Origin of the sequence: Streptomyces sp. NPDC057877 (assembly GCF_042796855.1) — a bacterium.
Lineage (GTDB): Bacteria > Actinomycetota > Actinomycetes > Streptomycetales > Streptomycetaceae > Streptomyces.
In genome coordinates this window covers 636,783-661,608 of sequence record NZ_JBHVMS010000003.1, presented here as the reverse complement: position 1 = coordinate 661,608, position 24,826 = coordinate 636,783, and the positions used below count along the sequence as shown (strand labels likewise).

The following is a 24,826-nucleotide window of genomic DNA, read 5'->3' as shown; positions in this document are numbered from 1 at the left end:
CACCGAACTCCGCAGACCTGCGTCAGCGAACCCACCAGACAGCGGGCACGACTACGGCCCCTGACCGCCATACCTGGTCAGGGGCCGTTCCGCTGGGCGGTGGGTGTGGGATTTGAACCCACGGTGACTCGCGCCACGACGGTTTTCAAGACCGTCAAGTGTAACCGCATAAAGGGGCTATTGACCTGCGCATCTCCCGCTGCTTACGGCTTCGGCGTGATCAAGTTGGCCACAGGATGGCCACACGCCCTCTTCAACCGGTCAGGATGCCCGCAATGGCCTGGCCAATCTGGCCAGCACTTTGACTGGTCGACAACATGAGATCAAAGGTCTGCAGAGCACTCTTCAGTCTCTCCCACAAACCGGCCCGCTCAAGCTCCTCCGGGGACGTCGTCCGCCCGAGCGAGCCGGTCAGCGCGAACAGGGCATCGTCCAGAGGCTGAGTCCCCGCGATACGCACATTGTGGGCGGCTTGCAGCAGAGCCATAAGGTGGTTAAGCATGGCGCGTTTCACCGCTTCAGGGAGCTTCGCTCCATGCACCTCATTGATCAACCCGTTGACCATATCGATGATGCGCGCCAAGTCTTCGTCTGAGACGACTGTCTCAGGCATCGCCTGATGCAGCTCATACGAGCAATGCGACAGAGCGCTGATCGCTGCGGAGCGGGGCACCTCTCCGTTGGTCGCGAAGCAGATAAACGTGTGCCAGAGCGTCTGTCGACCCAGCAGGTGGTCAATGCCTCGCTCCACCTCGTCCAGATGCAGAAGCAAGTGCTCCTTGCGCTCGTCATCTACGGCGAGCTGCGACACCGCCTCTCGGATCTGCCTGGGGAGAGTCGCAACGGCGCCGATGATCTGAACTTCTCCGGCCACCCCGAGATCGTTGCCGACCATCTCAACAACGGCTAGCCAGGCCTGCTTCTGCTTCTGCTGTTGATCATTTGGGTGGGTTGCATGCAGGTCCAGCAGGAACTTGTGCAGCCGCCCGGCAGGGTTATCGATGTACTGAGCCACGGGAGTACGTTAGCCCGTTCCAGTGACAGAGCGCCCCGACACGGCTGCCATTCTCGGGGCGGCTTTGGGTTGGAGCTGCTTTAGGGCGAATCTGCGGTTTCCGGAGCAAGTCGGCTCGTGAATCCGTACTCCCGCAGCCGCTCGTAAGCGGCCTTGACGCCGTCGGGAATCTCCTGCTCGATCATGAATCCCTGCTGGGGATAGATCATGAGCCGTTGCTGGGCACCGACCAGCATGTCTAGGACGAGCCGGGCGTCTGCGATCGAGTCGACGTAGTCGGCCAGCGTCATGGGCGTGGACGCGCAGACCCATTCGACGTCGGGCCACAGCTTGCGGGCGGTCGCGTACGCGCGCCGTTCCTCATAGGGCTTGCTGACCAGCAGGACGGACGACACGGGCACCTGCCGTTCCTCCAGCAGGGCGCGGGAGAAGCGGATGTTCTCGCCCGTGTTGCGCGCGTTCGGCTCGACAAGGATGGCCTGCTCGGGAACGCCCAGCTCGATCGCGCGCTCGCGGTAGTGCTCGGCTTCCCCGCGGGGCATCCGCTCACGTGTCGTGCGGCTGGTCGCTCCCGTGAAGACGATGACCGGGGCCATGCCCCGGTGGTAGAGGTCCGCTGTCGTGTCGGCCACGCCCAGGTCGTGACTGCCGAGGCCGATGGCGACGGAGCAGGGGCGCGGCTCGTGCCCCATCTGCTGGAAGTCCCACAGCCGCTGAGCGTCCGCCCACGCCTGAGCCGAGATCACTTGCTCTCCCCCTCCGTCTTCGCTGAGTCGGGCACCTTGAAGTCGTACGACCACGCGAAGCGCGTCGCGGCGTGCACACCGATGGCGAACTCCACCACGGTCCCGTCCGCCGTGCGAGTGGTTCGGTGCAATTCCACCACCCACTCACCCGGCGAGAGCTGGAGTAGCTGAGCCTCTTCAGCCGTGGGCACCCGTGCGAACAGTTCCTCCGTCATGTTGTCGATCTCGTATCCGGCGTCGTATAGGACGCGGAATCCGCCGCCCCGTCCAGCGGGCCCCGGCGTGGGGTCAACGATGCGGGTCCCTTCGACGTGTTCGGACCGGTAGTAGCTGGTGAGGGTGTGGGTCGGCTGGTTGCCTTCCTTGATCAGCCGGGCCCGCGCGTACACGTCGGCTCCCTCGGGCAGGCCATGCGCAGCGGCCACGGCGGCGGGCGCCTTCACCCGGCTGACCGTCTGCGTCTGCTCATTCCGCCGGTACGAGCGGCCGGACGCCACCCGGTCCGCGATGAACGCGACTTCGTCGCCGTCCCGCCACTTGGCCTTGTCGTACCGCTCGGTGCCCAACCGCTTCAGTGGCGCTTTTGGGCGTACGACGGTGCCGTGCCCACGGGTCATGGTCACGAGCCCTTCGGCTTCCAGTGCCTTGTAGGCCCGGTGCACCGTCTCCTTGGAGCCCTCGCCTGCCTCTACTAGCTCCCTGATCTGCGGAAGCTGCTTGCCGGGCTCGATGTGGCCAGCCCTGATCTGCTCGGCATACCGATCCGCCAGTTCCCGCCACTTTGGCGCTTTCGCTGCCACGCGGAACTCCTCTCGACAGGTCCCAGTGAAGCACACAGTCCTAGGACTATTGACAGTCCTAGGACTGCGATGCATTCTCATCTCAGGCCGCTTGCAGTCCTAGGACAGCGAAGCGAGGTGGCTCCTCTTTGGGCTTCCCTCGGTGGCTGGTCGATTCGGGATCGCTCACGTTCGCGCGTGGGCCCTGAGCTGGTCGTTCCTTGACAACTGCATAGGTGGGCCCCGCCTCCCCGAGTCGAAAAGGCGGACCGTGCGGCATGGAGCCGCGCCTCACGTCCCTATGAGCGTGGGAGGTCGGTTGTGAGCCGACGACATACCAAGGCACCCGCCGCGAACGGACCGGCCGCGCGGTGCCTGACCTGTAAGACCGGTCCACTTCGGTCCGCGGCGCTCGGTGCTGCGGTCGGCTGCCTCTCTCGCCCGTCCGTCCCGCCGTGAGGCGAGGGCGTACGGGCGGGGGTGCGGGGAGCCGGATGTACCGCTCCAACGGCAAGCGGCTCCCGGGGTGCCACCCGGGAGCCGCATTCGGGCCGTTCCTCTCTGGAAGGAACTGCGACCCATGAACCACGTTGTCACACCTCAGGACGCCGTTACGGCGTTCCCGGACTTCACCGAGCCGACGAACGCGGAGCTGGACGCGATCGAGCAGGAGATGCCTGTCATCCTGGCGGACGTCGACCTGTTGGACGCGCACATCGCGACCCTTGACCGGGTCCCGACCAAGTTCGATGAACGGCGCATCCGCCGGGCCCGTCACCGTGCGCTGGCCGCTCGCGTCGCCCTGCTCAACCAGACGACGGCCGGTGCGCGCCTTCCCGGCGGTGCGGCATGACGGACACGCTGAGGCTGGATGAGATGGCCCTGCCGCTGCGAGCCCTGCGGATGCTGGCGGCGGACTTCGGGCACCTGTCGGCACCGTCGGTGCAGGTGTCCACCATCTACCCGGAGCGGCTGGAGCTGTCGTTCTACGACGACCTGCCGGGTTTCGAGGCGTGGCGCGAAGCCCTGGGGGTCGCCCCGGACGCCGTGACCTACCGCGAGCAGAGCGACGGCCGTACCCGCGTCCTGCGGGCGAGCGTCGACTACGCGGGCGCGGTGGTCTGCCTGACGGGCTACGCGCAGGTCAGCGCCCCGGTTCCAGTTGGGGGTGTGGCGTGATCCGCATCGTCACTCAGGCCCGCCTTGCCCGGCTGGAGGACGACGCCCGCGCCGCCCTCGACCGCGCGCAGCGTGCAGAGAGTGCCGCCTCTGAGGTGGGTGAGATGTTCTCGCACGCCATGGACGAACTGTCCGCCGCGCAGCAGGAACTCCTGCTGAACGAGATCGAGATCAGCCGCCTGCGTGAGGAACTGAGGCGTGAGCCGGTGGAGGGCGAGACGCTGACGGTGCTCATGCACTACGGCGAGCCGCACACCATCTACGCCTCCCGTGTGGACGCCTACGCCGACACGGCCACGCACGGCGTGCCCGCCGGGACGCCGTGGGTGCCCGCGCGTGAACGCCCGGCGTCCGCCTCCGAGTGGCGCTGTGAGGCGTTCATCTACACGGCCGACTCCAACGGGTTCCGCCGGGCGTACATGCCCGTGCCGAACACGCTCGGGGGTGCGGCATGAACAGTGTTCAGACGCGTTCAGCGGAGCGTGCTCTGTCGTCCGGGACATGGCTGATCGTGTGCGGGGCGATGCTCTACTCGATCCTCACCGTGACGCCGTTGATGGCCGCGCACACGGCTGATGAGTGGGACTGGACGGCACCGATCCTGCCCCTGGTGGTGGACGCCGCGGTCGTCATCGTGGTCAAGCTGGATGACGTACTGGCCCGCCTCGGTGGGCACGGCGGACGCTGGCCCGTCGTGCTGCGCTGGATGACGGGCCTGATGACCCTCGCCCTCAACACGGCCGATTCCGCGCTGAAGAAAGACCCGGTGGGCGTGGCTGTCCACGCGGTGGCGCCGCTGCTGCTGATCGTCACAGCGGAGACCAGCCTGGCCTACCGACGCGCCATCGCCCGCGCGGTGGCCGCGCTGCAAGCCGAGCAGGAATCGGCGCGGGAGCGGCGCGAGCAGGTCGCACGCGAGCGTGCCGAGCAGGCCCGCGCGGCGGTCCGGGAGGAGCGCGAGCACGCCGCGATGCTGGCGCGTGAACAGCGTGAACACGAAGCCCGCATGGCCCGCGAGCAAGCGGAGCGCGAGGAACGGCAGCGGCGTGAGGAGCGCGAAGCCCAGCAGCGCGCGGAAGCCGCCGAGCGGGAGGCTCGTGAACGCCGTGAACGCGAGCGTGAACAGCGTGAGCAGGAGCGGCTCCAGCGTGAACAGCAGGCCCGCCAGCAGGCGGAAGCCGACGAGCGGGAGCGCGCCGAACGGGCAGCTCGTGAACGCGCCGCTCTGCTGGAGCGCGGCCCGGCACACACCAAGCTGCCCGAGGACGAAGCCCGCCGCATCGTGACGGCCGCGTTCGCTTCGGGTCTGCCGGTGCGGGCCGCTGCCGAGTTGTGCGGGTGGTCAGTCGGCTGGGTCTCCACCCGTTATCAGGAACTGCGCGACGCTGGCGACGGTGACCGGCCGCACCTGGTGGCTGTGGGTGGTCAGTGATGCCGACCGCCTTCAGCGACTGCTTCGATCCCACGGGTGCCCGGTACGGCGTGCCGACGTACCCGTGGCGCCTGGCCCCGGATGGTCTGGCCACCCGCCGCCAGTTACGGGCCCGTGGCCTGCGTCCGGGAGGTCAGCCGATCGCCGCGCAGCTCATGCTGATCAACCGGCGCACCGGGACGGTCCGTGTCGCCTACCTGTACCGCGTTGACCGCGCTGTGCCGGTCCGGCCGATGACGTCCCGCAAGTGGGGGGCTTTGGCGCTGGCGATGCTCGCCCGCCGTACCTGCCCCTGCTGCCGACTGGACGTCGGCTACTGCATCCCGCGCTCGTACGGCGTGTGCGGCTACTGCCTGACCGCTGACCACCAGTGCGCCGCCGCCTGACATTCCCCCCTTTCTTTCACTCAGACCTGGGAGGTCTGCTGTGTCCAGCCGTACCCGCACCCGCGCCGTGAGGACGGCCGCGGGTGTCCACACCGTCCGCCTGCCCCGCCAGCGGGGCCGACGCCGCTTGGACCCGTTCGTGATCGTGGTCCCCGAACGCCCTTCCCTGACCCGGCAGGTGCTGTCCGGTCTGGCGCTGATGCTGTGGGACCACCGCCGCGCCCTCGCCCCGACCGGTATCGCCGTGCTGGCGCTGGCCGTGACCGCGCTGCTGCACGTGCTGGGCTGGTGGTCCGCCCTGGTGCTCGCGCCGCTGGCCGTGGCGCCCGCGGCATGGTTCACGCTCGTGCAGCTGCGCCGCCCGGCCCGGCGGTCCGCGCTGGCCTGGCGTATCGGCCTGACGGTGCTCGCCACCCTCGCCGCGGCTTGGGTGGCGCTGGCCGCCGGGTTCGGTCCGCTGGCGGGCCCGCTGGAGCTGGTGTGGCTGCTCACCCTGATCGCCGTGCAGAGCGCATGGTCCGTCGTCCGCCGCACCCGCTGACCCGGAAAGGACACCTGAGATGGTGCAGAACAGTAACGGCCAGCGTCCGCGTGGGCCGGTGAACGACCCCAAGACCGGCAAGTTCGCCAGCGCCGGGGCGGCTGCGGGCGGCTTCGTCGGCGCGCTCGGCGGCTCGCTGGTGCCGCCGATCAACGTCACCGTCAACAACACCAAGAACGCGGCACGGGCCGGTGGCAGCCGTCCACACGCCGAAGCGCTGCTGCCCTCGCCGGAGTTCACCTCCCCGGCGCAGGTGCGGAACTACTGCAACACCCTGCGGGCGGCGGCTGTGACGCTGTCCATCGAGGTCGCCATGGGCGCCGAGATCCTCAAGGGCGTACTGAGCGCTGTTCCGGACCCGGAGGGGCGGGCGTTCGGCTCCCGCATCCGGGCGCGGAAGGTGGCCCGCAAGATGCAGCGGTCCGCGGACGCGCTGCGCGACGCCGCGAAGAACGCCGCGGCCACCTACTCCACCTTCCAGCAGGAGTTCGAGGAAGAGATCAACCGCGTCCGTCACCGCGCCCGCAAGCCGCAACAGCCGGTCATGAACTGGGCCCAGCAGTAAGGAGACTCGGTCATGGTCGAACGCAACGCTGACGAACTGCACGAGATCCAGCTTCAGGGCGCCTCCAACGCCTCCGGTCTCGGCGCCTACCTGCTGCACCGGGCCAAGCCGCACCTGCCGCCGTGGCTCGGTGTGGCAGGGGTCGGCGCGGCCGGATGGCTGGGGAGCCTGCGGTGGCAGGACAGCACCGCCGCGGGCGTCGGTCTGACCCTCGGCTCGGTGGTGCTGACCGGCGCCACCTGGTTCATGGGCCGGTCGACCAGCTACTCTCGCCGCCTGCACTCCGCTATCACCGTGGCCGCGGGCTCTGCCTGGCTGACCGGGGCCTGCCTGGCGGGCCCCGCCGCCGGGCCGCTGGACGACCTGTACCTGATGGGCGGCCCGGCCGCGGCGCTGTCGTGGAACGTGCGCATGGTCCTGCGCCGCAACCCCGAACCGACCGGCGAGAGTTCCGACAAGGGACTGCTGGCCAAGGTCGGCTTGGCCCGCGCGCAGATCGGGCAGGCGAAGGTGGAGCCCAACCGGGTCACCGCGCCGCTCGCGCTGGAGCCGGGCGAGCAGACCAACGACGACGTCACCAAAGCCCTGGCCCGGATCGCGTCCGCGCTGGACCTGCCGACCTCCGCCGTCCGCTACATCCCCGATCCGGGGTCGTCGCGGCGCGGGGAGCTGGTGATCGTGCCAGAGGACATGCTGGCTGAGTTCGTGGAGTGGGAGGGCCCGTCGAACCTGGGCGGCTCGATCGCGGAACCGCTGGTGATCGGCCGCTACGACGACGGCTCCCCGCTGCTGCTGTGGCTGCCCGGCGACCCGGAAGCCAAGCGAAACTCCACGCACGTCCTGATCGCCGGGGGCACCGGTTCCGGCAAGGGCGACGCCGCGCTGAACCTCCAGACAGAGATCCTTTCCCGTCGGGATGTGCTGCTGTGGCTGTCCGACCCGAAGATGTTCCAGGACTTCCGCCCCCTGCTGCCGGGCATCGACTGGGCCGCTGAAGGCGGCGCCCCGACCGAGGTCATGGTCGAAGCCATCAAGGCCGCGATCCCGGCCCGTACTGCGTGGCTGGGCAAGCACTCCTACCGCCAGTGGCTCCCCGAGTGCGCCGAGCGGCAGACCAGCACCGCCCACACCTGTCGCCCGGACGGACGGGCGTGCGGCTGTGAGGGGATGCCGTTCCTGGTCGCGTGGATGGAAGAGGCCGCCAGCACTCTGAGGGACCTCGGGGACGACGTGTTCACCGGGATCTCGCAGGAAGCCCGTTCCGCTGGTGTCTCGCTGGTCGTGTCGCTTCAGCGGCCGTCGTACGACCAGATGTCGACCAGTACCCGCGCGTCCCTGCCGTCCGTGATCGCTCTCGGCTGCGACCCGCGCGACGAGGGATTTTCGCTGCCGGAAGCTGTCATCGACGCGGGCGCCCACCCCGGCGCGTGGGGCAACCGGCGCCCCGGCTACTGCTACGTGGTCAGCCCCGGCATCGACGAGGCGCGCTACCCCTCGCCGGGCCGGACACGGGCGTTCACCCACCGGTCCGTCTCCCGCATGGAAGTCCTGGCGGCATGGGCGCAGCGCAACGGTGCCACCGCCGACCCCATCACCGCGGGCGCCGCGTCCAGCGTCGCGGGCCGCGCCTACACCGGCCGCCCCGCCCCCGGCGACGACACCAGCGGGCACCGGACCGCCGTCGAGGAGGACGACATGGACGACACCGGATACGGTCCGCTGGTCGACCCCGAGGACGACCACATCGACCCCGAAGCCGACCTCCCCGACGACGAACCGGGCGACGACGCCCCGATCTTCGGGCAGGAGCCCGGTCACAAGCCCACCCCCGAGGAAGCCCGCCGTCTGTTCGAGCAGGCGCTGACGGAGTTCGAGGAGCAGGGGCACATGGTCGTCGGTCCGAAGGACTTCATGGACTGGTGCGACCAGCACAGCCTGTCCCGCTCGTGGGTGTCCAAGCGGCTCAAGGAAGCCGCGTTGGAGGGCCGGTTGCAGCCGACGAACACCACCGGCCGGTGGCGCATCGTCCCCGCCCTCACGGCCGCCTGACACCCGTCACATGTGACGGGCCCGTCACACCCAAACCCCTAGGCAGGCGCGGGTGTGACGCGCCATCACAGCGGCCCGTCACACCCCCACCACCGTCACGTCACACCCACCCGCGGGCCCGCGCACGCACCCTCACGCACGGGCCCGCGGCTGTCCCGGAAGGAACCCGCATGGGTCACTCCGAACGACCCGCGCACGTCGAAATCCACCACCCCCAGCCGATCAACGTGCACCCGCCCGTCCCGGCGCCGCTGGTGCCGGTGCAGCCCAGCACGCCCCCGGCGGTGCAGTCGATCGTGCTGCCCAACGGCCAGGTCGTCACCGGCTACACCCTCAACCCCGCGCCCGCCCCGCTCCCCGTACCGGCGACCACGAAACCGCCCGTCTCCCGCGCCGCGGTGAACATCGCCCTCGGAGGAGTCGGCTTCCTCGCCGTGTCCGGCGGACTGCTCCTGCTCACCTCGTTCATCGCCGCACTCACCGCGCTGATCACCCAGCTCATCATCCTCGCCGCCGTGATCTTCGGTGGCTGGATCGCCGTCCAGATCTTCAGCGCGAGCCGCCACGACAGCGGCGGGACCACGGTCAACATCCGCCGCGCCACGTTCAAGCGCAACCACTTCCACAGCTAGCTACGCCAAGGGCGACCCTCACCTCTCGCCAAAGAACGCGGGGTCGCCCTTGTCCAACCGTCCTCAGCAGACTCGTTGGAGGTCTCCCAGCATGACGCATCCCGTCCCCTTGCGGCGAGTGCGCGGCCACCGGCCGCGCCTGCTGGACCTGTGCTGCGGGGCAGGGGGCCTGGCCATGGGCTACTACCTCGCCGGGTTCGACGTCGTCGGCGTCGATATCCGCCCCCAGCCCAACTACCCCTTCCCCTTCATCCAAGCCGACGGGCTGGACTACTGCGCCGACCAGGGCCACACCTTCGACTTGGTCCACGGCTCCTGGCCGTGCGAGCGCTACGCCACCGTGACCAGGTGGCGCGGCAACCCCGACGACCACCCCGACCTGATCGGCCCCGGCCGGGAGGTCATGCAGGCCACCGGGCGCCCGTGGGTCATCGAAAACGTCCCCGAGACCGCCACCGCCGGACTGCTGCGCCCCGACTACCTGCTGTGCGGCACCCAGTTCGCCCTCCCCGTCCGACGCCACCGCGTCTTCGAAACCTCGTGGGGCGGCGGCGGGGACCTGGTCCCGCCCTGCTGGCACCGCAAAGGTCTGCTGGCCTTTGAGCACAAGGGCGAGCGGGCGTATGCGGACGCCATGGGCTGCACCTGGATGACCAACCTCGAAGCCCGCAAGGCCGTACCCCCCGCCTACACCCAGTGGATCGCCACCCAGTTCCTCGCCCTCGAAGGGAGGGATGCGGCATGACCGCGACGCTCCACCCGTTGCGCACTGCTTTGAGCCTCGCGGCGGACGGCATCCCGGTGCTGCCCCTGCGTCGGGGCAAGGTGCCGTTTGGCAACTGCCCCGCGTGCAAGGACAACGCGTGCGGCGGGCGCCCCAACATGAAATCCCCCGGGCTCTGCCGGTGCCCCGGCGTCTGCCACGCCTGGGCCGCCGCCACCACCGACCCGCACGTCCTCACCTCCCCGCCTTGGTCGGCCGCGTGGCGGCGGGCCGTCTGCGTCGCCTACCACCCCGGCGCCGCCGACCTGACCGTGGTCGACCTAGACGACCCGGACACGGTCGCCTGGGCCCGCGCCACGCTGCCCGTCACCCGGACCGTGGCCACGACACGCGGTGAGCACTGGATCTACCGGGGCGCCATGACGTCACACAACGCGGTCCGTCCCGGCGTCGACATCAAGTCGACCATGTCCTACGCCCGCTACCTCGGCCCCGGAACCGGCACCATGGCCTCCCTGCCGGACGCGGTGCACGCACTGGCCGTGAAGGAACCCGTTACGGTCCGGCCCGCCGCGTACGGCGTGAGCGCGCCCGCGCCGGTCGGGGGCGGGGAGTGCCGCCACCGCACGCCCACCTACCTGGAATGCGGGATCGCCATGGCCGAACAGCGCATCAGCGGTGCCCGTGAAGCCATCCATGCGACCGTCTACCGCACGTTCCTCGCCGTGCTCTCCACCCACGGCCGGTGCGGGTGCCTCACCGACGCCCACGTGCAACGGCTGTTCGCCGCCGCGCAGGTCAAGGGGGAGTCGCCCCGGCACTGCGCCGACGCGTGGACCAACGCCCGCACCCGGTTGGGGCTGTGACCATGGCCGAGGACGACAAGACCCCGGCCCGCGAGGTCATCACCGACTACGCGCAGCAACATTTCCGGTACTTCCGCACGGCTGACGGGACCGTGTACGCGCAGCGGATCGGCCACCCCGTGGCCCGCCCCATCCGCTCCCAGGGCACCACCGGAAGCCACCGGCAGGAACTCATGGTGGGCCTCTTCCGCGACGGAGTAGGCGTGTTCAACGGAACCGCCCTTAAGGAAGCACTGGACTTGATCGAAGCGCTCGCGCTGACCGAGGACGTGGAACGCGTCCACATCCGGGTTGCCCCCGGACGCGACGGGGCCACGTGGCTCGACCTGGGCCGCAACGACGGGCGGTCGGTGCGCATCCACCCCACCGGGTGGGATATCGCCATCCCTGACCCGCGTGAGGTGTGCTGGCGGCGTACCCAGCTCACCGGCGAACTCCCCCTGCCGGTCAAGGACACCAACGGCAAGGGCATCGATCTCTTGCTGAGGCTGTGCAACTTCGCCACCGCGGAGACCGAGTGCCTGGCCATCGCCTGGCTGATCGGCTGTCTCGGTCCGTCCGTGCCCGTGCCCGCGCCGTTCCTCACCGGCCCCCAGGGCGCGGGGAAGTCCACCGGCGGGCGGATGCTGGTCCGGATCATCGAGGGCATGAGCGGCGACCTGCGCCGGGCCCCGAAGGATGAGGAAAACCTGATCGCGGCGGTGGCCGCGGGCTGGGTCACCGCGCTGGACAACCTCTCCCACATGACCCCGGACCTGTCCGACGCGATGTGCCGCATCGTCACCGGCGCCGAGGATGTCAAGCGGGCCCTGTTCACCGACGGGGACGTCTTCCGGGTCTGCTACCGCCGCCCCCTGCTCCTGACCGGTATCGACGTGGGAGTGATCCGACCCGACCTTGCCGAACGGCTCCTGCCGCTGCGGTTGGAGCGGCCCAAGGTCCGTCGCACCGAAGCAGAGCTGTGGGCGGAATACGCGGAAGTGCTGCCCGTGATCCTCGGCTCCCTGCTCGATCTGACCGTTCAGGTTCGGGCGGCTCAGGCGGACATCCCCTCCGACCTGCGCATGGCCGACTTCGCCCACCTGTGCGCACAGCTCGATGCCGCCACCGGACTGGGAGCCCTGGCCGCGTACCGGGCCAGCCTGGATGACCTCAATGACGACGTCATCGAAGGCGACCTGCTCGCGCAGACCGTGCTGAAGTACGCGGCGAGCCTGGAGTCGGGGGCGGAACAACGCATGACGTCCGCGGAATGGCTGTACTGCCTCACCGGTCTCTACAGCGGCGAGGACTGCCGCCCCCTGCCCAAAGGCTGGCCCACCACCGGCAAAGTCCTCTCGGACCGCCTCAAGCGGCTTCAGCCCACCCTTGCCGCCCGCGGCGTCCTCATCGACTGGGGACGCAGCAACACAGCCCGCTACATCGAACTCGCGCGCCCTCCCGCCCCGCCGCCCTTCCAAGAGCAGGCAGCGGCCTTCTGACCGGCCCGCCCTCGCTGAAGCACAGGCAAGAAGAGCACCCGGGCGCCGGTGCTCCTCTTGCTGTTCGGCGGCTGCGCCGCCCTGCAACGGTCGCGCCGCGAAGCGGCTCCTTCTTCGCGTACTGAGCCGCGCGCTGCAACGGACACCACCCTCTCTCTGTCCGAAGTAGAGAGACGCTGCGTCACCTGCGTCACCCACGCGCCGTAAACGGCCCGTGACCTGGTGAAACAACAGTGACGCAGACGGCCCCCGGCTGCGTCACCCCGCGTCACCTGCGTCACCCCGTGACGGAGGTCTGCGTCACCAGTGACGCACCCCCGGGTTCCTGCGTCACCCCAAAACCGCAGGTCAACGGTCTAAGTGACGCACATGACGCAGGTGACGCAGAAATCCGAACCTCGGACAGACACGGCCCCCCGAGATCGATAGAGCCTTGACTGTTGAGGAGTCATTGATGGCCCGCCCCAAGATGCTCAAGCTGCCCGAAGTCCTCGAAGAGATCGACATGAGCCGGGCCGCCTTCTATCGCCTGCGCGCTCGCGGCAAGGCGCCGAAGCTCATCAAGCTCCCCAACGGCCAGATTCGTTGCCGTCGCAGCGACCTGGACGCGTGGTGGGCGGACTGTGAGATGCGCGCCTGAGCCCGACCACCACTTCCAGAGGGGTCCTGCCAGGCGGCGGGGCCCCTCTTCTGTTGAGGAGAGCAATGCACAGCTACGACGTGCGCATCTGGAGCGTTCGTAAGCGCGCGAGCAAAGCCGCACCCTTCCAACTGAGGTGGCTGGTGGGCGGGGAGGAATACCAGGAGAGGTTCGCCACCAAGACCCTCGCTGACGCCCGCCGGGCAGAGTTGCTCACCGCGACCCGCAAGGGCGAACCGTTCGACACGGAGACCGGACTCCCCGTCTCGGAAGTACGTGAGCGCAACCGCACGACCTGGTACGCCCACGCCCGTACGCACGCCGCCCGGAAGTGGCCGACCGCCGCCGCCAAGCACCGCGCGAGCATCGCAGAAAGCCTGACCATCGCCACGATGGCGCTCTGTCCGAGCGGCAAAGGACGTCCAGCGACCGCCCTTTTACGGCGGGCCCTCTACCAGTGGGGATTCAACGCGGGCCGCCACGATCAGGAGCCGCCGGAAGAGGAAGCGAGGGCGCTCGCGTGGGTGGAGCGGCATTCGCCCGCCGTGGTCGACCTGGACAGCGCCAAGCGCATCCGAATCGTCCTGGAGCAGCTGGCCAAGCGCCAAGACGGAAAGCCTGCCGCCGCCAACACCTTCCGGCGCCGCCGCGCGGTGCTGAGCAACTGCCTGCGCCTGGCCGTGGAACATGAGCTACTGCCGGGCAACCCCCTCCTTCGGGTCCATTGGGAGACGCCCAAAGCCGTCGAGGAACTGGACGTGCGCAGCGTCGCCACGCCCGCCCAAGCGGGAGCGCTGCTGGACGCAGTACGGGCGCAAGGGGAACGGGGTCACCACCTGGTCGCCTTCTTCGCATGCATCTACTACGCCGCGATGCGGCCCGAAGAGGTCTCCATGCTCAGCGCCGACCAGTGCGACCTACCCGACAAGGGGTGGGGTCGGCTCATGCTCGCCGGGGCACGGCCGCAGGTGGGTTCCGCGTGGACCGACGACGGCAAGCCGTACGAAGAACGGCAACTGAAGCACCGGGCCCGCCGGGCGGTGCGGCCGGTGCCCATCCCGCCGGTACTGGTCGCCATCCTGCGCGAGCACCTGAAGGCGTTCGGGACGACGGCTGACGGTCGGCTGTTCAGCGCGGTCCGCGGTGGGCCGGTCCGGTCGCAGGAGTACGGCGCCGTGTGGAAGGAAGCCCGGCGTAAGGCGCTCACTCCCGCGCAGGTCGCCTCTCCGCTCGCGGCCATACCGTACGACCTACGGCACGCCTGCGTCTCCTTCTGGCTCCGTTCCGGGGTCAGCCTTGCCGAGACGGCCCGTCGCGCCGGGCAGAGCGTCGCGGTACTCCAGCGCTACTACGCCAAGGTGCTGGACGGGGAAGAGGAGAGGATGAACGCCCTGATCGAAAAAGGGCTGGCCGAGCACGAGGGGTAAGCCGCAGGGCCCGGGCTGGTCACAAGTCCACGGGTTGGGGGGGCGCCGCGTCTCGCCCCTCCAACCCGCCCTCATGCCTTTGGCCAATGCAGTGCTGCCAGCAAGCCATAGCGGGCCGCCCACTTGGTCGGATTGCTCGCAAGGCTTCCGAAATTTATGCCATTATGCAGCACATGGCCGTGCAAGACGATAAGCGCGAAATCCAAATGGTCGATCGATTCAATCTGGAGGTGCCGGGAGATCGCAAAAGGTCCGACATCGACGCATATCTGGTGATCGATGGAAAAAAGGTGCCATTCGAACTCAAATCGACTACCGGTAAAGGCATTTCGACCGTCCGAGACCTGGGTCCGGGCCATTTCGCCAAGTGGGTGAACATTCATTGGCTTTTCGGCGTATACGACACGAAAGGGGAGAAACTCCTCCACGCATATTATGCCTCCCCGGACGCCATGGTGGAGTGGATTTCCAGTAAGAGCGAGTATGTCCGCCCGGATCTCTCACTGATTGAGCACGCCACATCCGGCATCAACGAAGCAGCAGTGATCGAGCTGCTGGGCGAGAAAAAATTCTACACTCGCCAAGAGGCCAAGTGGATTATGAAAAGCCAATGGACCGCAGAAAGATACGCCGCTGAAATGGACGTATCCGGCTCCGATGGCGCCGGATACTCCCTGATTCGTATGGTCGACATAATGAGGGCACGCTGTCGCTACGTCATGGCCCGTGGCGCCACTCTCAACAATCCTCATATCCCCATGAGTTATGTTGAGAAGCTCCCGAAGATTTCCTCTGAACCAGCGGCCACTCTTCGGGAGCTGGTACGCACTTACTTCTCCAGCACATCCATTACGGATGAGGCCACCGCATAGGCCAAGGGCGGAGGTACGGCGTTACCGATCTGACCTAGCGCCATGTAGGTCGCGCCAACGAACGGCCAATCTTCTGGGAACCCTTGGATAAGCGCCACATCGGGCACCGAGAGCCGGAAGTGGCCGTTCTTGGCGACGAACGCCCGGGCGGATGGGCGATCAGCAGCTACACCGTTGGGCCAAACTTGCAAGCTGTCAAACTTCCGTTGTGCGGCAACGCTGTTGAGAATTGAGGTGGTGTGACGCGGCCCTGTGAGGCTGCTCCGGATAGTAGGCGACAAGTCGTCGAAGCCCAGGTCAGGCAGCCCTAGTGCTTCCCGCAAGCCCATGCATCGCTTCTCGACACCAGTAAGGTTCTGCTCTCCCCAGTAGTGCGTGGGTTGAGGCTGGACCCACGCATTCGCCATCCGCTTCAAACGAAAACCGACAAAAAATACTCGCTTTCGAACTTGCGGCACGCCGAAGTCACTGGCTTGCAGGATCACTCGCTGAATGTGGTAACTCCCCGAAAGCGGCTCGATAATACTTTCGGATACATATTGGGAGAACTTCGGACTAGCCAGAGCCGGAACATTCTCACCTATAAATGCGGTTGGACGGATCTCCTTGACTGCTCGCACGAATTGCGGCCACATGTCACGCTCATCAAGGTGGCCACGCTGTCGACCCGCATTAGAGAAGGGCTGGCAGGGAGGACCTCCGTGCAAGAGATCAATATCTCCGCGCCAACGCTTAAAGTCCACATCGCGAACGTCGCCGTCCGCCCCGCTGTAAACGTCCCACTCGCTTCGCGCTTTCCGTAGGGTGTCACCCGCTTCTTGCATAATTTCGAACGATGCTTTGTGTTCGAAACCTGCACGCTCCACCCCGAGATCCAAACCACCACCGCCACTGAACAAGGACAGGGACGTTTTACCCTCCGCCTGCCGTTGCGGCATTAGGTCAATTGGATTCAAGTTCGGGCGATTGATCTCGTGCAAAGGTGCCGGGCCCTCACCTGCCAGTGCCGAACGCCGAGCCTCCCGCGAATCACGAGACATCTTCCTGAAACGCTCTCGCTCAGCTTCGGTCAGTTGCCGAGGCTGATGGAAGGGGGAAGTTGAGGGAATCCTGCTGGGGACCACCTCGCTAAGCGCTTCGTCTACGACGTCGATGCTGTCCGAGAGATGAGGCTGCTGGATTGGACGTTCAGGCATACAGGAGATCCTACGAGGTTTCGGAGCATTTGTCAGCTGTATAGCCTCGATGAGGTGCTTCCGCAACCGATGAGGGCCCCCTGACCAGTAAGAGCAGGGAAGGCACTCGTAACTTGACGATCGCTCAGTGCACCTCACCTACGCCGCCCTAGCCGACGGGGTCGAGGCGCCATAATTCTTGGCCGCAGGTTGGCCGCACGCGCTGGTCAGCAGTGGGACACGGCCGGAGCAAGGTGAGACACGATCCTGCCGAAGGGGTGCCGCTCCGGAGAGTGGCACCCCTTCTGACCTGCAAGTCTCTGACCTGCGGATGCGGTGGGTGTGGGATTTGAACCCACGGTGACTCGCGCCACGACGGTTTTCAAGACCGTTCCCTTAGGCCGCTCGGGCAACCCACCCGCGCCCGGCCCACCAGGGGCGGGGCGGGTACAGAGTACCGGGCGAGGGCGGGGGCGTGGCGGGTGGATTCGGGGGGTGGGATGGGAGGGGGGAAGCGGAATGGTCGAGGTGGGCGTACAACCTGTCGGCATGCTGGCGAGTCCTGATCGGCGACGGTGGCAACCGGACGCCGTCGCCGATCAGCACCGACAGGAATCCATGAACCGACCCAGACGCACCGCGGCGGCCACCGTCGCGACCGCCGCCACCGTCGTGCTAGCCACCGCGGGCGGCCTGCTCGCCGCCGCCGGACCCGCGTCCGCCGCCGTGACCTGCGTATCGCCCGTGTTCAAGCGGACGTTCTATGCGAACACCACCTTCTCCGGGACCCCCAAGGGCACCGACTGTGACTCGGTGATCGACCAGGACTGGGGGACGGGGGCGCCCGGGTACAAGGGGATGCCCGCCAACTACTTCGGGGTGCGGTGGGCCATGACGCGGGACTTCGGTTCCGGGGGGCCGTTCAAGTTCACCGCCTCCTCCCGTGACGGCATCCGGGTGTACGTCGACGGCGTCCGCAAGGTCGATCTGTGGAAGAACGTCGCTACGACCGTGTCAACGACGGTCAACGTGACCATCCCGCCGGGCAAGCACAGCCTCCGTGTCGACTTCGTCAACTGGACCGGCGCCGCCAACGTCAAGTTCGACTACACCCCCCGCACCTCGGCGACCGTGGACAAGGTCAAGCCCCTCACCCCGACGGGGACGAGCGTCAGCTACAGCACCACCACCGCGGCCACCAAGGTCAGCTGGGCGAAGAACAAGGAGATGGACCTCGCCGGGTACAAGGTGTACCGGCGGCTCAAGGGCACGTCGTACCCCGCGCAGCCGCTCGCGACGACCACCTCCACCTCGTACACCGACACCACCGTCCCAAAGGACGGGAACGTGTACTACTACGAGGTCCGCGCCTACGACCGGGCCGGGAACGTCTCCGCCGGTACCGCCGATCTGCCCGTCACCACCGTCGACCGCACCGCCCCCGCCGCCCCCAAGGGCGTCGAGGACAACTGGGCCATGGGCAGCCCGGAGAAGGTCACCCTCTACTGGGACGGCAACACCGAACCCGACCTCGCCGGGTACCACGTGTACCGCTCCACCTCCTCGCCGGTCGCCCTCAGCGAGGGGAACCGGCTGACCGGCGAGCGGCTGACGAGCAGCTACCACCAATCGCCGCTGCCGCAGACCGGTGACGTGTACTACTACGTCGTCACCGCCGTCGACACCCACGGCAACGAGTCGGTGGCCTCCGGGGCGGCGATGTACTACAGCGACGACCTCACCGGGCCGGTGAACACCGCCCACGGTCTGCGGGCCGAGGAGAGCGAGGCCGGGGTCACCCTCGCCTGGGACGCCTCCACCGTCAGCAGCGACGACTTCGCGGGGTACGCCGTCTACCGGTCGACCAAGCCGCGTGTCGGAGGGGTCACGGGGAGTCTCGTCGGCCAGCGCGTGTGGGGGACGTCCTTCACCGATGCCGCGCCGCCGCCCGGTGTGACGTACTACTACTCCGTGATCGCCGTCGACCACGAGGGGAACGGAGGGCAGCCGTCCGCCGAGGTCGCCGTAGATGTCGTGGGGAACACCACCGCTCCCGCAGCGGTCAGCGGGCTTGCGGCGGTGGCCGAGGAGAACGGTGTCTCGCTGGCCTGGGACGCGAGCGGGGCCGGGCTCGACCACTACCTCGTGTTGCGCGGTACTCCCGACGGGGACGGGGAGTGGAGCTACGCGCCCGTGCCGCATCCCGCGGACTTCAAGCCGTGGCGGATCACCGAGACGTCCTTCCACGACTCCGTGCCCGCCGACGGCGAGCGGGTGCGCTACGGCGTCATCGCGGTCGACCAGTACGGCAACCAGCTCAGCGTCGAGACCGGCGCGAGCGTCGTCGATGTCGTCGAGCTGGATCTGCGGCCGAGCGCGCCGCCCGCGACCGGCGCTCCGCTCACCTATCTGAGTGCCGGGCCGCACCGGGACCTCCACTGGGCCCTGTCCAGCGACCGCAACGAGAACGGAAGTGCCGTTTCCGGCTTCGCCGTCCGGCGCTGGAACCCGCAGACCGGGGTGTTCGACCTGGTCGGCACCGAGCCCGCGGACAGCCGCTCCTGGTGGGACCTCGCCCAGCCGTCCGGTACGACCGTGTACTACCGCGTCACGGTGCGGTACGCCGACGGCACCGAGTCGGGGGCGTCCGAGGTCGCCGCCGTCACCAGCTGAGTGACACACGCATCGGGGGCCCGCCCCGGGCCCCCGAATCAGTGTCGTCAGCTGTCGCCCACGCGCGAGTCCAGAGTGACCTCCACGGTGTTCGTCTTGCCGTTGCGCTCATAGGTGAGCGTGACCTTGTCGCCCGGCTTGTGGGTCCAGATCTCGCCGATCAGGGTCGGGCCGGAGTCGATGACCCGGTCGTCCAGCTTGGTGATCACGTCGCCGGGCTTCAGGCCCGCCCGGTCGGCGGGGCCACCCGGCTCCACCGGCTCGGAGCCTCCCGCGCCCGTGTCGGTGATCTTCGCGCCGTCCGTGGTGTCCTCCAGGGAGACCGAGGCGCCGATCCGGGCGTACACCGGCTTGCCGGTCTCGATCAGTTCCTGGGCGACGTACTCGGCCTGGTTGATCGGGATCGCGAAGCCCAGGCCGATGGAGCCGGACTGGCCGGTGCCGAAGCCGCCGTTGCCGCTGGACTGGATCGCGGAGTTGATGCCGATCACGTTGCCCTTGGCGTCCAGCAGCGGGCCGCCGGAGTTGCCGGGGTTGATGGAGGCGTCGGTCTGGAGGGCGCTCATGTACGACGCCTGGCTGCCGGAGCCGTCGCTGGAGGCGACCGGGCGGTTCTTGGCGCTGATGATGCCCGTGGTGACCGTGTTGGAGAGGCCGAACGGGGCGCCGATCGCGATCGTCGAGTCGCCGACCGCCACCTTGTCCGAGTCGCCCAGCGTCAGCGGCTTCAGGTTCGACGGGGCGTTCTCCAGCTTGATGACCGCCACGTCGTAGCCCTGGGCGTTGCCGACCACCTCGGCGTCGTACTTCTTGCCGTCCGGGAAGGTGGCCGAGACCTTGCCGCCGTCGACGGCGTCCGCCACCACGTGGTTGTTGGTGACGATGTGGCCCTCGGTGTCGAAGACGAAGCCGGTGCCGGTGCCGCCCTCGCCGTTGCTGCTCTCCGCCTCGATGGTGACCGTGCTGGGCAGCGCCTTGGCGGTGACGGCCGCGATGGTGCCCGGGTCGCGCTTGAAGTCGCCGCCGCTGTCGGGGGCGGAGACCGTCGTCGAGCTGGTGTCGTCGTCGTTCTGGGCGAGGGTGTAGCCGAGTCCGCCGCCCAGGCCGCCCGCGACCAGCGCGGCCACCAGGACCGCGGCCATCAGTCCGCCGCGCCCGCTGCGGGGCGGCTTCGGTGCGGCGGGGGCCGGGGGCTGTTGGTAGGGCGCGCCCCAGACCGGCTGGGTGGCATCGGTACCGGTCGTCGGCTGGGTCTCGCCCATCGCGCCTATCGCGGGCTGGGTGCCGTCCATCGCCGGCTGCGTCGCGTCGTCCGCCTGCTGGGGCGCCGCCGCGGGGTAGGGCGCGGGGGGCGGCGGCCAGTTGGCGTCGGGGGCGGAGCCTGCCTGCGGGGAGGCTGCGGGAGTGTCCACCGGCACGGGGGGTGCAGACGGGGCCGGGGGTACCTCAGTGCCCTCGTTCTCGGTGCTCACAGCTTTTCTCCTCGATCCACGGCTAGGTGGCCATGTGTGTTCTTGTATGCCGTCAGCTTTTCCCACAGGCCATCAGGGCACCGTAAGCGGTCCCTGTGGGTTCACGGCCATCCTTTATATAAGACATTTTCGAGCAAGAATGTGCATCTGCAGGGTATTCGGTCAGCTGCAACGTCAACTGCAACGTCAGCGGCCGACGTCGGTGGCCGACGTCGGTGGCCAACCTCAGAGGCCCGCGCCAACGCCTCCGCCGACCACCCGCCCCGACGCCTACCCCGTGCCGGTGGCACCATGACGCGGTGACCCACGCACGGCAGCACCGGATTCAAGTCGTCGCCCACCGCGGCGCCTCCGAAGAGGCCCCCGAGCACACCCTCGCCGCCTACAAGAAGGCCATCGAGGACGGCGCCGACGTCCTGGAGTGCGATGTACGGCTGACCGCGGACGGCCATCTCGTCTGCGTCCACGACCGCCGCGTCAACCGTACGTCCAACGGCCGCGGAGCCGTCTCCGCCCTGGAACTCGCGGACCTGGCCGCCCTGGACTTCGGCTCCTGGAAGAACCGCGACGCCTGGCGTGGCCGGGACGAGGAGCCCGACTGGGAGCACCGCCCGGAGGACCCGGCCGAGACCTCCGTCCTCACCCTGGAACGGCTGCTCGAACTCGTCGCCGACGCCGGGCGTCCGGTGGAGCTGGCCATCGAGACCAAGCACCCCACGCGGTGGGCCGGTCAGGTCGAGGAGCGGCTGCTGCTGCTCCTGAAGCGGTTCGGACTGGACGCGCCGCCCTCGGCCGCCGAGTCGCCGGTGCGCGTGATGAGCTTCTCGGCGCGTTCCCTGTACCGGGTGCGGGCCGCGTCGCCGACGCTGCCGACGGTCTACCTCATGCAATTCGTCACACCGCGGCTGCGCGACGGCCGTCTGCCGGACGGCGTCGGGATCGCGGGCCCCTCGATCCGGCTGGTGCGCAACCACCCGGTGTACGTGGAGCGGCTGAAGCGCGCCGGGCACCAGGTGCACGTCTGGACGGTGAACGAGCCCGAGGACGTCGATCTCTGCGCTGACCTGGGCATCGACGCCATCATCACCAACCGCCCGCGCGAGGTGCTGCGCCGCCTCGGCCGCTGAACCCGTCCGGCGCCCGGCCCGTGTATACGGAGCGAACACCCGTCGACGTGTGTCCATGACGATGTCCATTACGAGGAGTGCTCCGGCGCGTTCGTTCCGTATTCGATCGTTGCGAATGCGTCACCGGAAGGGGATTGGCCGGTTTCCGGTACAGGCCAATGGGGCATCCACTCCGTGGCGTGGGGCGAAGGAGGTCTCGGGGGTGGCGTTGGTGGTGGCACAGGAGGTGCCCACGTCGTCGAGCATGGCCGTACCCCATGGCCCTGCGGGCGTGGGGGAAGCAAGACATCGGATGCGGGCTCAGCTGCGGAACGGTGGTGTGGCGGAATCGGTCATCGACGACGCCGTACTGATCCTTTCCGAACTGCTGAGCAACGCCTGCAAGCACGGGCGGCCCCTGGGTGGCGCCCTCTCCGGCGACGGTGACGTCCGCGCCGCGTGGCGTGTCGACCCGAGCGGACGGCTCGTCGTCGAGGTCACGGACGGCGGCGGCCCGACCCGTCCGGCCCCGGCGACCCCGTCGGTCACCGCGCACGGCGGCCGGGGGCTGAACATCATCACGGCACTCGCCGACGACTGGGGCGTACGGGACGACGCCCGCGGCGAGGTCACGGTCTGGGTCATCGTCCACGAGGACGTACACGATCCCGACGCCGGGCGACGCCGGGACGACTTCGCCACGCGTATCACCGCGCCGCCGATATCGGCCATGCCGGATCTGGACTTCGCGGACGCGTTCGACGATCTGGACTGATGCGTTGGGTTGAGCTGAGCCAACGGCCTCGGTTGCTGGTCCGGGGGCCTCGGTTACCGGTCCGGGAGCCTCGGTTGCCGGTCCAGGGGGCTGGGCTGCCCGTCCGGGGGCCTGGGCTGCCCGTCCGGCGGCTTGGGCTGGTCCGACGGCCTCGGCTGCCGGGCCGACCCTGTCGGCGGGCTCATTGCGAGCCCTCGGACCGACGCGGGCCGCCGTCCACCGACGCCCACCGTCATCCACAGTGTCCCGCCCCCCATGGCGCGAACGGCTAGGCTCCCGCCGTACGAGACGAGCCGTTTCCGGGAGACACCCACCATGGCCAAGAAGCGACCCCAGACGAAGGCCAAGCGCCCGCAGCTCACGGATGGAGAGATCCCGGTTGTCGGCGCCCGTGAGCCCTGCCCGTGTGGCAGTGGACGGCGTTACAAGGCCTGTCACGGCCGGGCCGCCGCGCAGGCCGAGACCGAGCTGGTGCAGCGCCCGTTCGAAGGGCTGCCGGGCGAGTGCGACTGGGTCGCCCTGCGCGAACTGGTACCGGCCGCCACCGTCGCGCTCACCCTCAAGGACGGCCTCCCCGAGGGCGTCCCGTCGGTCACGCTCGCCACCGTCCTGCCGATGGCCTGGCCCGCCCTGCGCCGCGACGACGGCTCGGTCCTGCTGGGCCTGCAGAACGACACGGCGTCGGGTGACATCAGCCGCGACCTGGCCGACACGCTCCGGCGCGCGCTGGAGGCCGAACCCGGCACTCCGGTCCAGGGCCGACGCGCCCCCGCCGACGGTCCGCGGCTCCAGGACCTGCTCGACCCGGAAGGCGCGTTCGAGCCAGTTGTGCACCCGGGCTTCGAGTTCTGGGTGCCGGATCCGGAGAACGCCACTCCGGATGTGGCCGCCTCGCTGGAGCGGGCCAACGCCGCGGCCATCCCGACCGTCCGGCTCCAGGGCGTGGACGCCGCCTACTGGTGCGAGACCCCGGACAAGAACCACCTGCGCTGGGTCATGCCGCACGCCGAGGAGCGACTTCTGGACGCCCTCGCGCGGCTGCACGCGGCGGGTCGCTCCAGCCTCGGTGAGGGCACCCGCCTGGTGGGCTCCTTCCGGGCGCACGGCCTGACCGTGCCGGTCTGGGACCTGCCGAGCGGTGTCACCGCGGACGACGTCGAGAAGCCCGCCGCCGAGTTCGCCGAGCGGCTCGCCACCGCCCTCGCCACGGACGCCCCGCTCACCGCGGAGGAGCGCCGCGCGCGCGGCGGCCTGACCAACCGGCAGGTCACGCTCAGCTGACGCACAGCGGAGGCACGACGTCCGGCTGACCGACCGGTCAGCCGGACCGGCGGTGACGAAAACCGTCCGGAATGACTGACTCCCTTGGCAACTTGCCTCAGTGACAAGCCAGTCGGTGTCCAAATAGCCGAGCAAAAACCGAGATCGAATTTGCTAACTGCCGATCTCTTGTTACCGTTCCAGTAGCCCGGTTGCTGGTGCATCCCCCGTCGCCAGCAACCGGGTCTTTCCATGCCGGGCCGCGCTCACAGAATGCTGCCACGTGTCAACTCCCCGTAGAGGCAGTGGAGTTGACGAGGTGTTCGGAGTTGGTGGAATTGCTTCCGGAACGCAGCAACAGCGGCCCCCGTCCGTCACGCGCCGCGAACTCCGCCACGGCCGAGTAGTCGCCGGGTTGGCCCGGTCCCCGGTCCGGGGGCGTGTCACAGGTGCCGGGTCCGTCCTCGGCCCCCACCCCGCAGCGCATCTGCACCGTACGGCCGTCCGGGCCCATGAGGGTCAGTACGGCGTCCAGGGCGCCGCCGGTCGCGTTGCGGTAGTAGGTCCGCCCCCAGGCGTCCTCGCCCTGCATCAGGACACAGGTCTGCGCCTCGATGCCCTCGGGGGAGGTGAGTTCCGGCCCGCAGCGGGCGGCGGTGGCCAGACCGAGGCCGAGGGTCAGCGGGGAGGTGGCGGGGTCCGCGGGGTCCGCGGGGTCCGCAGACCCGGCGCCCTTGGCGTCGGCGTCGGCGTCGGCGTCAGCACCGCGTTCGGCGTCAGCGCCAGCACCGCGTTCGGCGCCGCCGCCAGCACCGCGTTCGGCGCCGCCGCCACCCGCGACTTGGGCCTCGGCTTCATACGGCCGTACCACCGTGTGGTCCGGCCGGACGGTGACATGGCCCGGCCGCGCGGCCGGATGCCCCCGGTCGCCCACCGGTCCCGCGGACGCCATGGCCAGGGGCAGTGCCACCACGCAGGCGACGACGGCCGCGAGGGCGAGCAGACGGACGTTCATGGGCTGGAAGATAACG

At 68.9% G+C, this 24,826-nt stretch carries 25 protein-coding genes and 1 tRNA gene; 19 read left to right on the top strand and 7 right to left on the bottom strand.

The window, feature by feature from the left end:
• Positions 1–253 precede the first annotated feature (253 nt).
• The 3 genes from ACFVQG_RS10800 to ACFVQG_RS10790 all read right to left on the bottom strand — a co-directional run bounded on the left by ACFVQG_RS10800 (position 254) and on the right by ACFVQG_RS10790 (position 2,561).
• The gene (locus ACFVQG_RS10800; protein WP_383379357.1) at positions 254–1,015 is read right to left on the bottom strand and encodes a hypothetical protein; all 762 of its coding nucleotides are present in this window, start codon (positions 1,013–1,015) and stop codon (positions 254–256) included.
• 80 nt (positions 1,016–1,095) lie between these two features.
• Positions 1,096–1,761 (bottom strand): YdcF family protein, encoded by a 666-nt coding sequence (locus tag ACFVQG_RS10795; protein WP_383379354.1) that lies wholly within the window; start codon positions 1,759–1,761, stop codon positions 1,096–1,098.
• Positions 1,758–2,561 carry a GntR family transcriptional regulator gene (locus tag ACFVQG_RS10790; RefSeq protein WP_383379349.1) on the bottom strand — a complete coding sequence of 268 codons (804 nt, stop codon included), beginning with the start codon at positions 2,559–2,561 and terminating at the stop codon, positions 1,758–1,760. Before ACFVQG_RS10790 ends, ACFVQG_RS10795 begins: the two co-directional genes overlap by 4 nt.
• A gap of 559 nt (positions 2,562–3,120) precedes the next feature.
• Here ACFVQG_RS10790 and ACFVQG_RS10785 point away from each other — a divergent pair.
• The 15 genes from ACFVQG_RS10785 (at position 3,121) to ACFVQG_RS10715 (ending at position 15,334) form a co-directional block, all read left to right on the top strand.
• A complete protein-coding gene (locus tag ACFVQG_RS10785) occupies positions 3,121–3,393 on the top strand; it encodes a DUF6284 family protein (RefSeq protein WP_383379346.1) in 273 nt (90 codons plus the stop codon).
• On the top strand, positions 3,390–3,719 hold the full coding sequence (locus tag ACFVQG_RS10780; protein ID WP_383379343.1) for a hypothetical protein: 330 nt from the start codon (positions 3,390–3,392) through the stop codon (positions 3,717–3,719). The genes ACFVQG_RS10785 and ACFVQG_RS10780 overlap by 4 nt, the downstream gene beginning before the upstream one ends.
• The gene (locus tag ACFVQG_RS10775; protein WP_383379340.1) at positions 3,716–4,174 is read left to right on the top strand and encodes a hypothetical protein; all 459 of its coding nucleotides are present in this window, start codon (positions 3,716–3,718) and stop codon (positions 4,172–4,174) included. The genes ACFVQG_RS10780 and ACFVQG_RS10775 overlap by 4 nt, the downstream gene beginning before the upstream one ends.
• A complete protein-coding gene (locus ACFVQG_RS10770; RefSeq protein ID WP_383379337.1) occupies positions 4,171–5,151 on the top strand; it encodes a DUF2637 domain-containing protein in 981 nt (326 codons plus the stop codon). The genes ACFVQG_RS10775 and ACFVQG_RS10770 overlap by 4 nt, the downstream gene beginning before the upstream one ends.
• Positions 5,151–5,537 carry an RRQRL motif-containing zinc-binding protein gene (locus tag ACFVQG_RS10765; RefSeq protein ID WP_383379334.1) on the top strand — a complete coding sequence of 129 codons (387 nt, stop codon included), beginning with the start codon at positions 5,151–5,153 and terminating at the stop codon, positions 5,535–5,537. Before ACFVQG_RS10770 ends, ACFVQG_RS10765 begins: the two co-directional genes overlap by 1 nt.
• 40 nt (positions 5,538–5,577) lie before the next feature.
• The gene (locus tag ACFVQG_RS10760) at positions 5,578–6,078 is read left to right on the top strand and encodes a hypothetical protein (RefSeq protein WP_383379331.1); all 501 of its coding nucleotides are present in this window, start codon (positions 5,578–5,580) and stop codon (positions 6,076–6,078) included.
• Between the two features lie 19 nt (positions 6,079–6,097).
• Positions 6,098–6,643 carry a plasmid transfer protein TraA gene (gene traA / locus ACFVQG_RS10755; RefSeq protein ID WP_383379328.1) on the top strand — a complete coding sequence of 182 codons (546 nt, stop codon included), beginning with the start codon at positions 6,098–6,100 and terminating at the stop codon, positions 6,641–6,643.
• 12 nt (positions 6,644–6,655) lie between these two features.
• A complete protein-coding gene (traB, locus tag ACFVQG_RS10750; protein ID WP_383379325.1) occupies positions 6,656–8,692 on the top strand; it encodes a plasmid transfer protein TraB in 2,037 nt (678 codons plus the stop codon).
• A gap of 170 nt (positions 8,693–8,862) precedes the next feature.
• Entirely contained in the window at positions 8,863–9,324 is a 462-nt protein-coding gene (locus ACFVQG_RS10745; protein ID WP_383379322.1) for a hypothetical protein, read from the top strand.
• Between the two features lie 91 nt (positions 9,325–9,415).
• On the top strand, positions 9,416–10,069 hold the full coding sequence (locus ACFVQG_RS10740; RefSeq protein ID WP_383379318.1) for a DNA cytosine methyltransferase: 654 nt from the start codon (positions 9,416–9,418) through the stop codon (positions 10,067–10,069).
• Positions 10,066–10,914 (top strand): bifunctional DNA primase/polymerase, encoded by an 849-nt coding sequence (locus ACFVQG_RS10735; RefSeq protein ID WP_383379315.1) that lies wholly within the window; start codon positions 10,066–10,068, stop codon positions 10,912–10,914. The genes ACFVQG_RS10740 and ACFVQG_RS10735 overlap by 4 nt, the downstream gene beginning before the upstream one ends.
• Before the next feature lie 2 nt (positions 10,915–10,916).
• On the top strand, positions 10,917–12,395 hold the full coding sequence (locus ACFVQG_RS10730) for an ATP-binding protein (RefSeq protein WP_383379312.1): 1,479 nt from the start codon (positions 10,917–10,919) through the stop codon (positions 12,393–12,395).
• Positions 12,396–12,849: 454 nt separating this feature from the next.
• The gene (locus tag ACFVQG_RS10725; protein ID WP_383379308.1) at positions 12,850–13,035 is read left to right on the top strand and encodes a helix-turn-helix transcriptional regulator; all 186 of its coding nucleotides are present in this window, start codon (positions 12,850–12,852) and stop codon (positions 13,033–13,035) included.
• A 65-nt stretch (positions 13,036–13,100) separates the two neighbouring features.
• Positions 13,101–14,462, top strand: a complete 1,362-nt coding sequence (locus ACFVQG_RS10720; RefSeq protein WP_383379305.1) for a tyrosine-type recombinase/integrase — start codon at positions 13,101–13,103, stop codon at positions 14,460–14,462.
• Positions 14,463–14,635: 173 nt separating this feature from the next.
• Positions 14,636–15,334 (top strand): hypothetical protein, encoded by a 699-nt coding sequence (locus ACFVQG_RS10715; protein WP_383379301.1) that lies wholly within the window; start codon positions 14,636–14,638, stop codon positions 15,332–15,334.
• Here the strand turns inward: ACFVQG_RS10715 and ACFVQG_RS10710 are convergent.
• Both ACFVQG_RS10710 and ACFVQG_RS10705 read right to left on the bottom strand, forming a co-directional pair.
• Positions 15,292–16,530 (bottom strand): DNA cytosine methyltransferase, encoded by a 1,239-nt coding sequence (locus ACFVQG_RS10710; RefSeq protein ID WP_383379294.1) that lies wholly within the window; start codon positions 16,528–16,530, stop codon positions 15,292–15,294. The genes ACFVQG_RS10715 and ACFVQG_RS10710 overlap by 43 nt on opposite strands.
• A gap of 313 nt (positions 16,531–16,843) precedes the next feature.
• Positions 16,844–16,928 (bottom strand) — tRNA-Ser (locus ACFVQG_RS10705).
• Between the two features lie 199 nt (positions 16,929–17,127).
• On the opposite strand from ACFVQG_RS10705, the gene ACFVQG_RS10700 reads away from it, so the two are divergent.
• Positions 17,128–19,182 (top strand): PA14 domain-containing protein, encoded by a 2,055-nt coding sequence (locus tag ACFVQG_RS10700; protein WP_383379291.1) that lies wholly within the window; start codon positions 17,128–17,130, stop codon positions 19,180–19,182.
• Positions 19,183–19,229: 47 nt separating this feature from the next.
• On the opposite strand, the gene ACFVQG_RS10695 is transcribed toward ACFVQG_RS10700, so the two are convergent.
• Positions 19,230–20,654, bottom strand: a complete 1,425-nt coding sequence (locus tag ACFVQG_RS10695) for a S1C family serine protease (RefSeq protein WP_383379288.1) — start codon at positions 20,652–20,654, stop codon at positions 19,230–19,232.
• A gap of 299 nt (positions 20,655–20,953) precedes the next feature.
• On the opposite strand from ACFVQG_RS10695, the gene ACFVQG_RS10690 reads away from it, so the two are divergent.
• The 3 genes from ACFVQG_RS10690 to ACFVQG_RS10680 all read left to right on the top strand — a co-directional run bounded on the left by ACFVQG_RS10690 (position 20,954) and on the right by ACFVQG_RS10680 (position 23,816).
• Positions 20,954–21,781: a glycerophosphodiester phosphodiesterase gene (locus tag ACFVQG_RS10690; RefSeq protein ID WP_383379285.1), complete on the top strand. Its 828-nt coding sequence runs from the start codon at positions 20,954–20,956 to the stop codon at positions 21,779–21,781.
• 115 nt (positions 21,782–21,896) lie between these two features.
• Positions 21,897–22,535: an ATP-binding protein gene (locus tag ACFVQG_RS10685; protein WP_383379282.1), complete on the top strand. Its 639-nt coding sequence runs from the start codon at positions 21,897–21,899 to the stop codon at positions 22,533–22,535.
• Positions 22,536–22,850: 315 nt separating this feature from the next.
• The gene (locus ACFVQG_RS10680; RefSeq protein WP_383379279.1) at positions 22,851–23,816 is read left to right on the top strand and encodes a DUF5926 family protein; all 966 of its coding nucleotides are present in this window, start codon (positions 22,851–22,853) and stop codon (positions 23,814–23,816) included.
• A 265-nt stretch (positions 23,817–24,081) separates the two neighbouring features.
• Here the strand turns inward: ACFVQG_RS10680 and ACFVQG_RS10675 are convergent, their stop codons facing one another.
• The gene (locus ACFVQG_RS10675; protein ID WP_383379276.1) at positions 24,082–24,810 is read right to left on the bottom strand and encodes a hypothetical protein; all 729 of its coding nucleotides are present in this window, start codon (positions 24,808–24,810) and stop codon (positions 24,082–24,084) included.
• Positions 24,811–24,826 lie beyond the last annotated feature (16 nt).

Excerpts from the sequence above, each read along its gene's own strand:
- ACFVQG_RS10770 (WP_383379337.1), top strand. The coding sequence starts at position 4,171 with ATGAACAGTGTTCAGACGCGTTCAGCGGAGCGTGCTCTGTCGTCCGGG.
- ACFVQG_RS10725 (WP_383379308.1), top strand. The coding sequence starts at position 12,850 with ATGGCCCGCCCCAAGATGCTCAAGCTGCCCGAAGTCCTCGAAGAGATC.
- ACFVQG_RS10700 (WP_383379291.1), top strand. The coding sequence starts at position 17,128 with ATGAACCGACCCAGACGCACCGCGGCGGCCACCGTCGCGACCGCCGCC.
- ACFVQG_RS10685 (WP_383379282.1), top strand. The coding sequence starts at position 21,897 with ATGCGTCACCGGAAGGGGATTGGCCGGTTTCCGGTACAGGCCAATGGG.
- ACFVQG_RS10765 (WP_383379334.1), top strand. The coding sequence starts at position 5,151 with ATGCCGACCGCCTTCAGCGACTGCTTCGATCCCACGGGTGCCCGGTAC.
- ACFVQG_RS10740 (WP_383379318.1), top strand. The coding sequence starts at position 9,416 with ATGACGCATCCCGTCCCCTTGCGGCGAGTGCGCGGCCACCGGCCGCGC.
- ACFVQG_RS10680 (WP_383379279.1), top strand. The coding sequence starts at position 22,851 with ATGGCCAAGAAGCGACCCCAGACGAAGGCCAAGCGCCCGCAGCTCACG.
- ACFVQG_RS10715 (WP_383379301.1), top strand. The coding sequence starts at position 14,636 with ATGGCCGTGCAAGACGATAAGCGCGAAATCCAAATGGTCGATCGATTC.
- ACFVQG_RS10785 (WP_383379346.1), top strand. The coding sequence starts at position 3,121 with ATGAACCACGTTGTCACACCTCAGGACGCCGTTACGGCGTTCCCGGAC.
- ACFVQG_RS10780 (WP_383379343.1), top strand. The coding sequence starts at position 3,390 with ATGACGGACACGCTGAGGCTGGATGAGATGGCCCTGCCGCTGCGAGCC.
- ACFVQG_RS10675 (WP_383379276.1), bottom strand. The coding sequence starts at position 24,810 with ATGAACGTCCGTCTGCTCGCCCTCGCGGCCGTCGTCGCCTGCGTGGTG.
- ACFVQG_RS10710 (WP_383379294.1), bottom strand. The coding sequence starts at position 16,530 with ATGCCTGAACGTCCAATCCAGCAGCCTCATCTCTCGGACAGCATCGAC.
- traB (WP_383379325.1), top strand. The coding sequence starts at position 6,656 with ATGGTCGAACGCAACGCTGACGAACTGCACGAGATCCAGCTTCAGGGC.
- ACFVQG_RS10730 (WP_383379312.1), top strand. The coding sequence starts at position 10,917 with ATGGCCGAGGACGACAAGACCCCGGCCCGCGAGGTCATCACCGACTAC.
- ACFVQG_RS10735 (WP_383379315.1), top strand. The coding sequence starts at position 10,066 with ATGACCGCGACGCTCCACCCGTTGCGCACTGCTTTGAGCCTCGCGGCG.
- ACFVQG_RS10720 (WP_383379305.1), top strand. The coding sequence starts at position 13,101 with ATGCACAGCTACGACGTGCGCATCTGGAGCGTTCGTAAGCGCGCGAGC.
- traA (WP_383379328.1), top strand. The coding sequence starts at position 6,098 with ATGGTGCAGAACAGTAACGGCCAGCGTCCGCGTGGGCCGGTGAACGAC.
- ACFVQG_RS10745 (WP_383379322.1), top strand. The coding sequence starts at position 8,863 with ATGGGTCACTCCGAACGACCCGCGCACGTCGAAATCCACCACCCCCAG.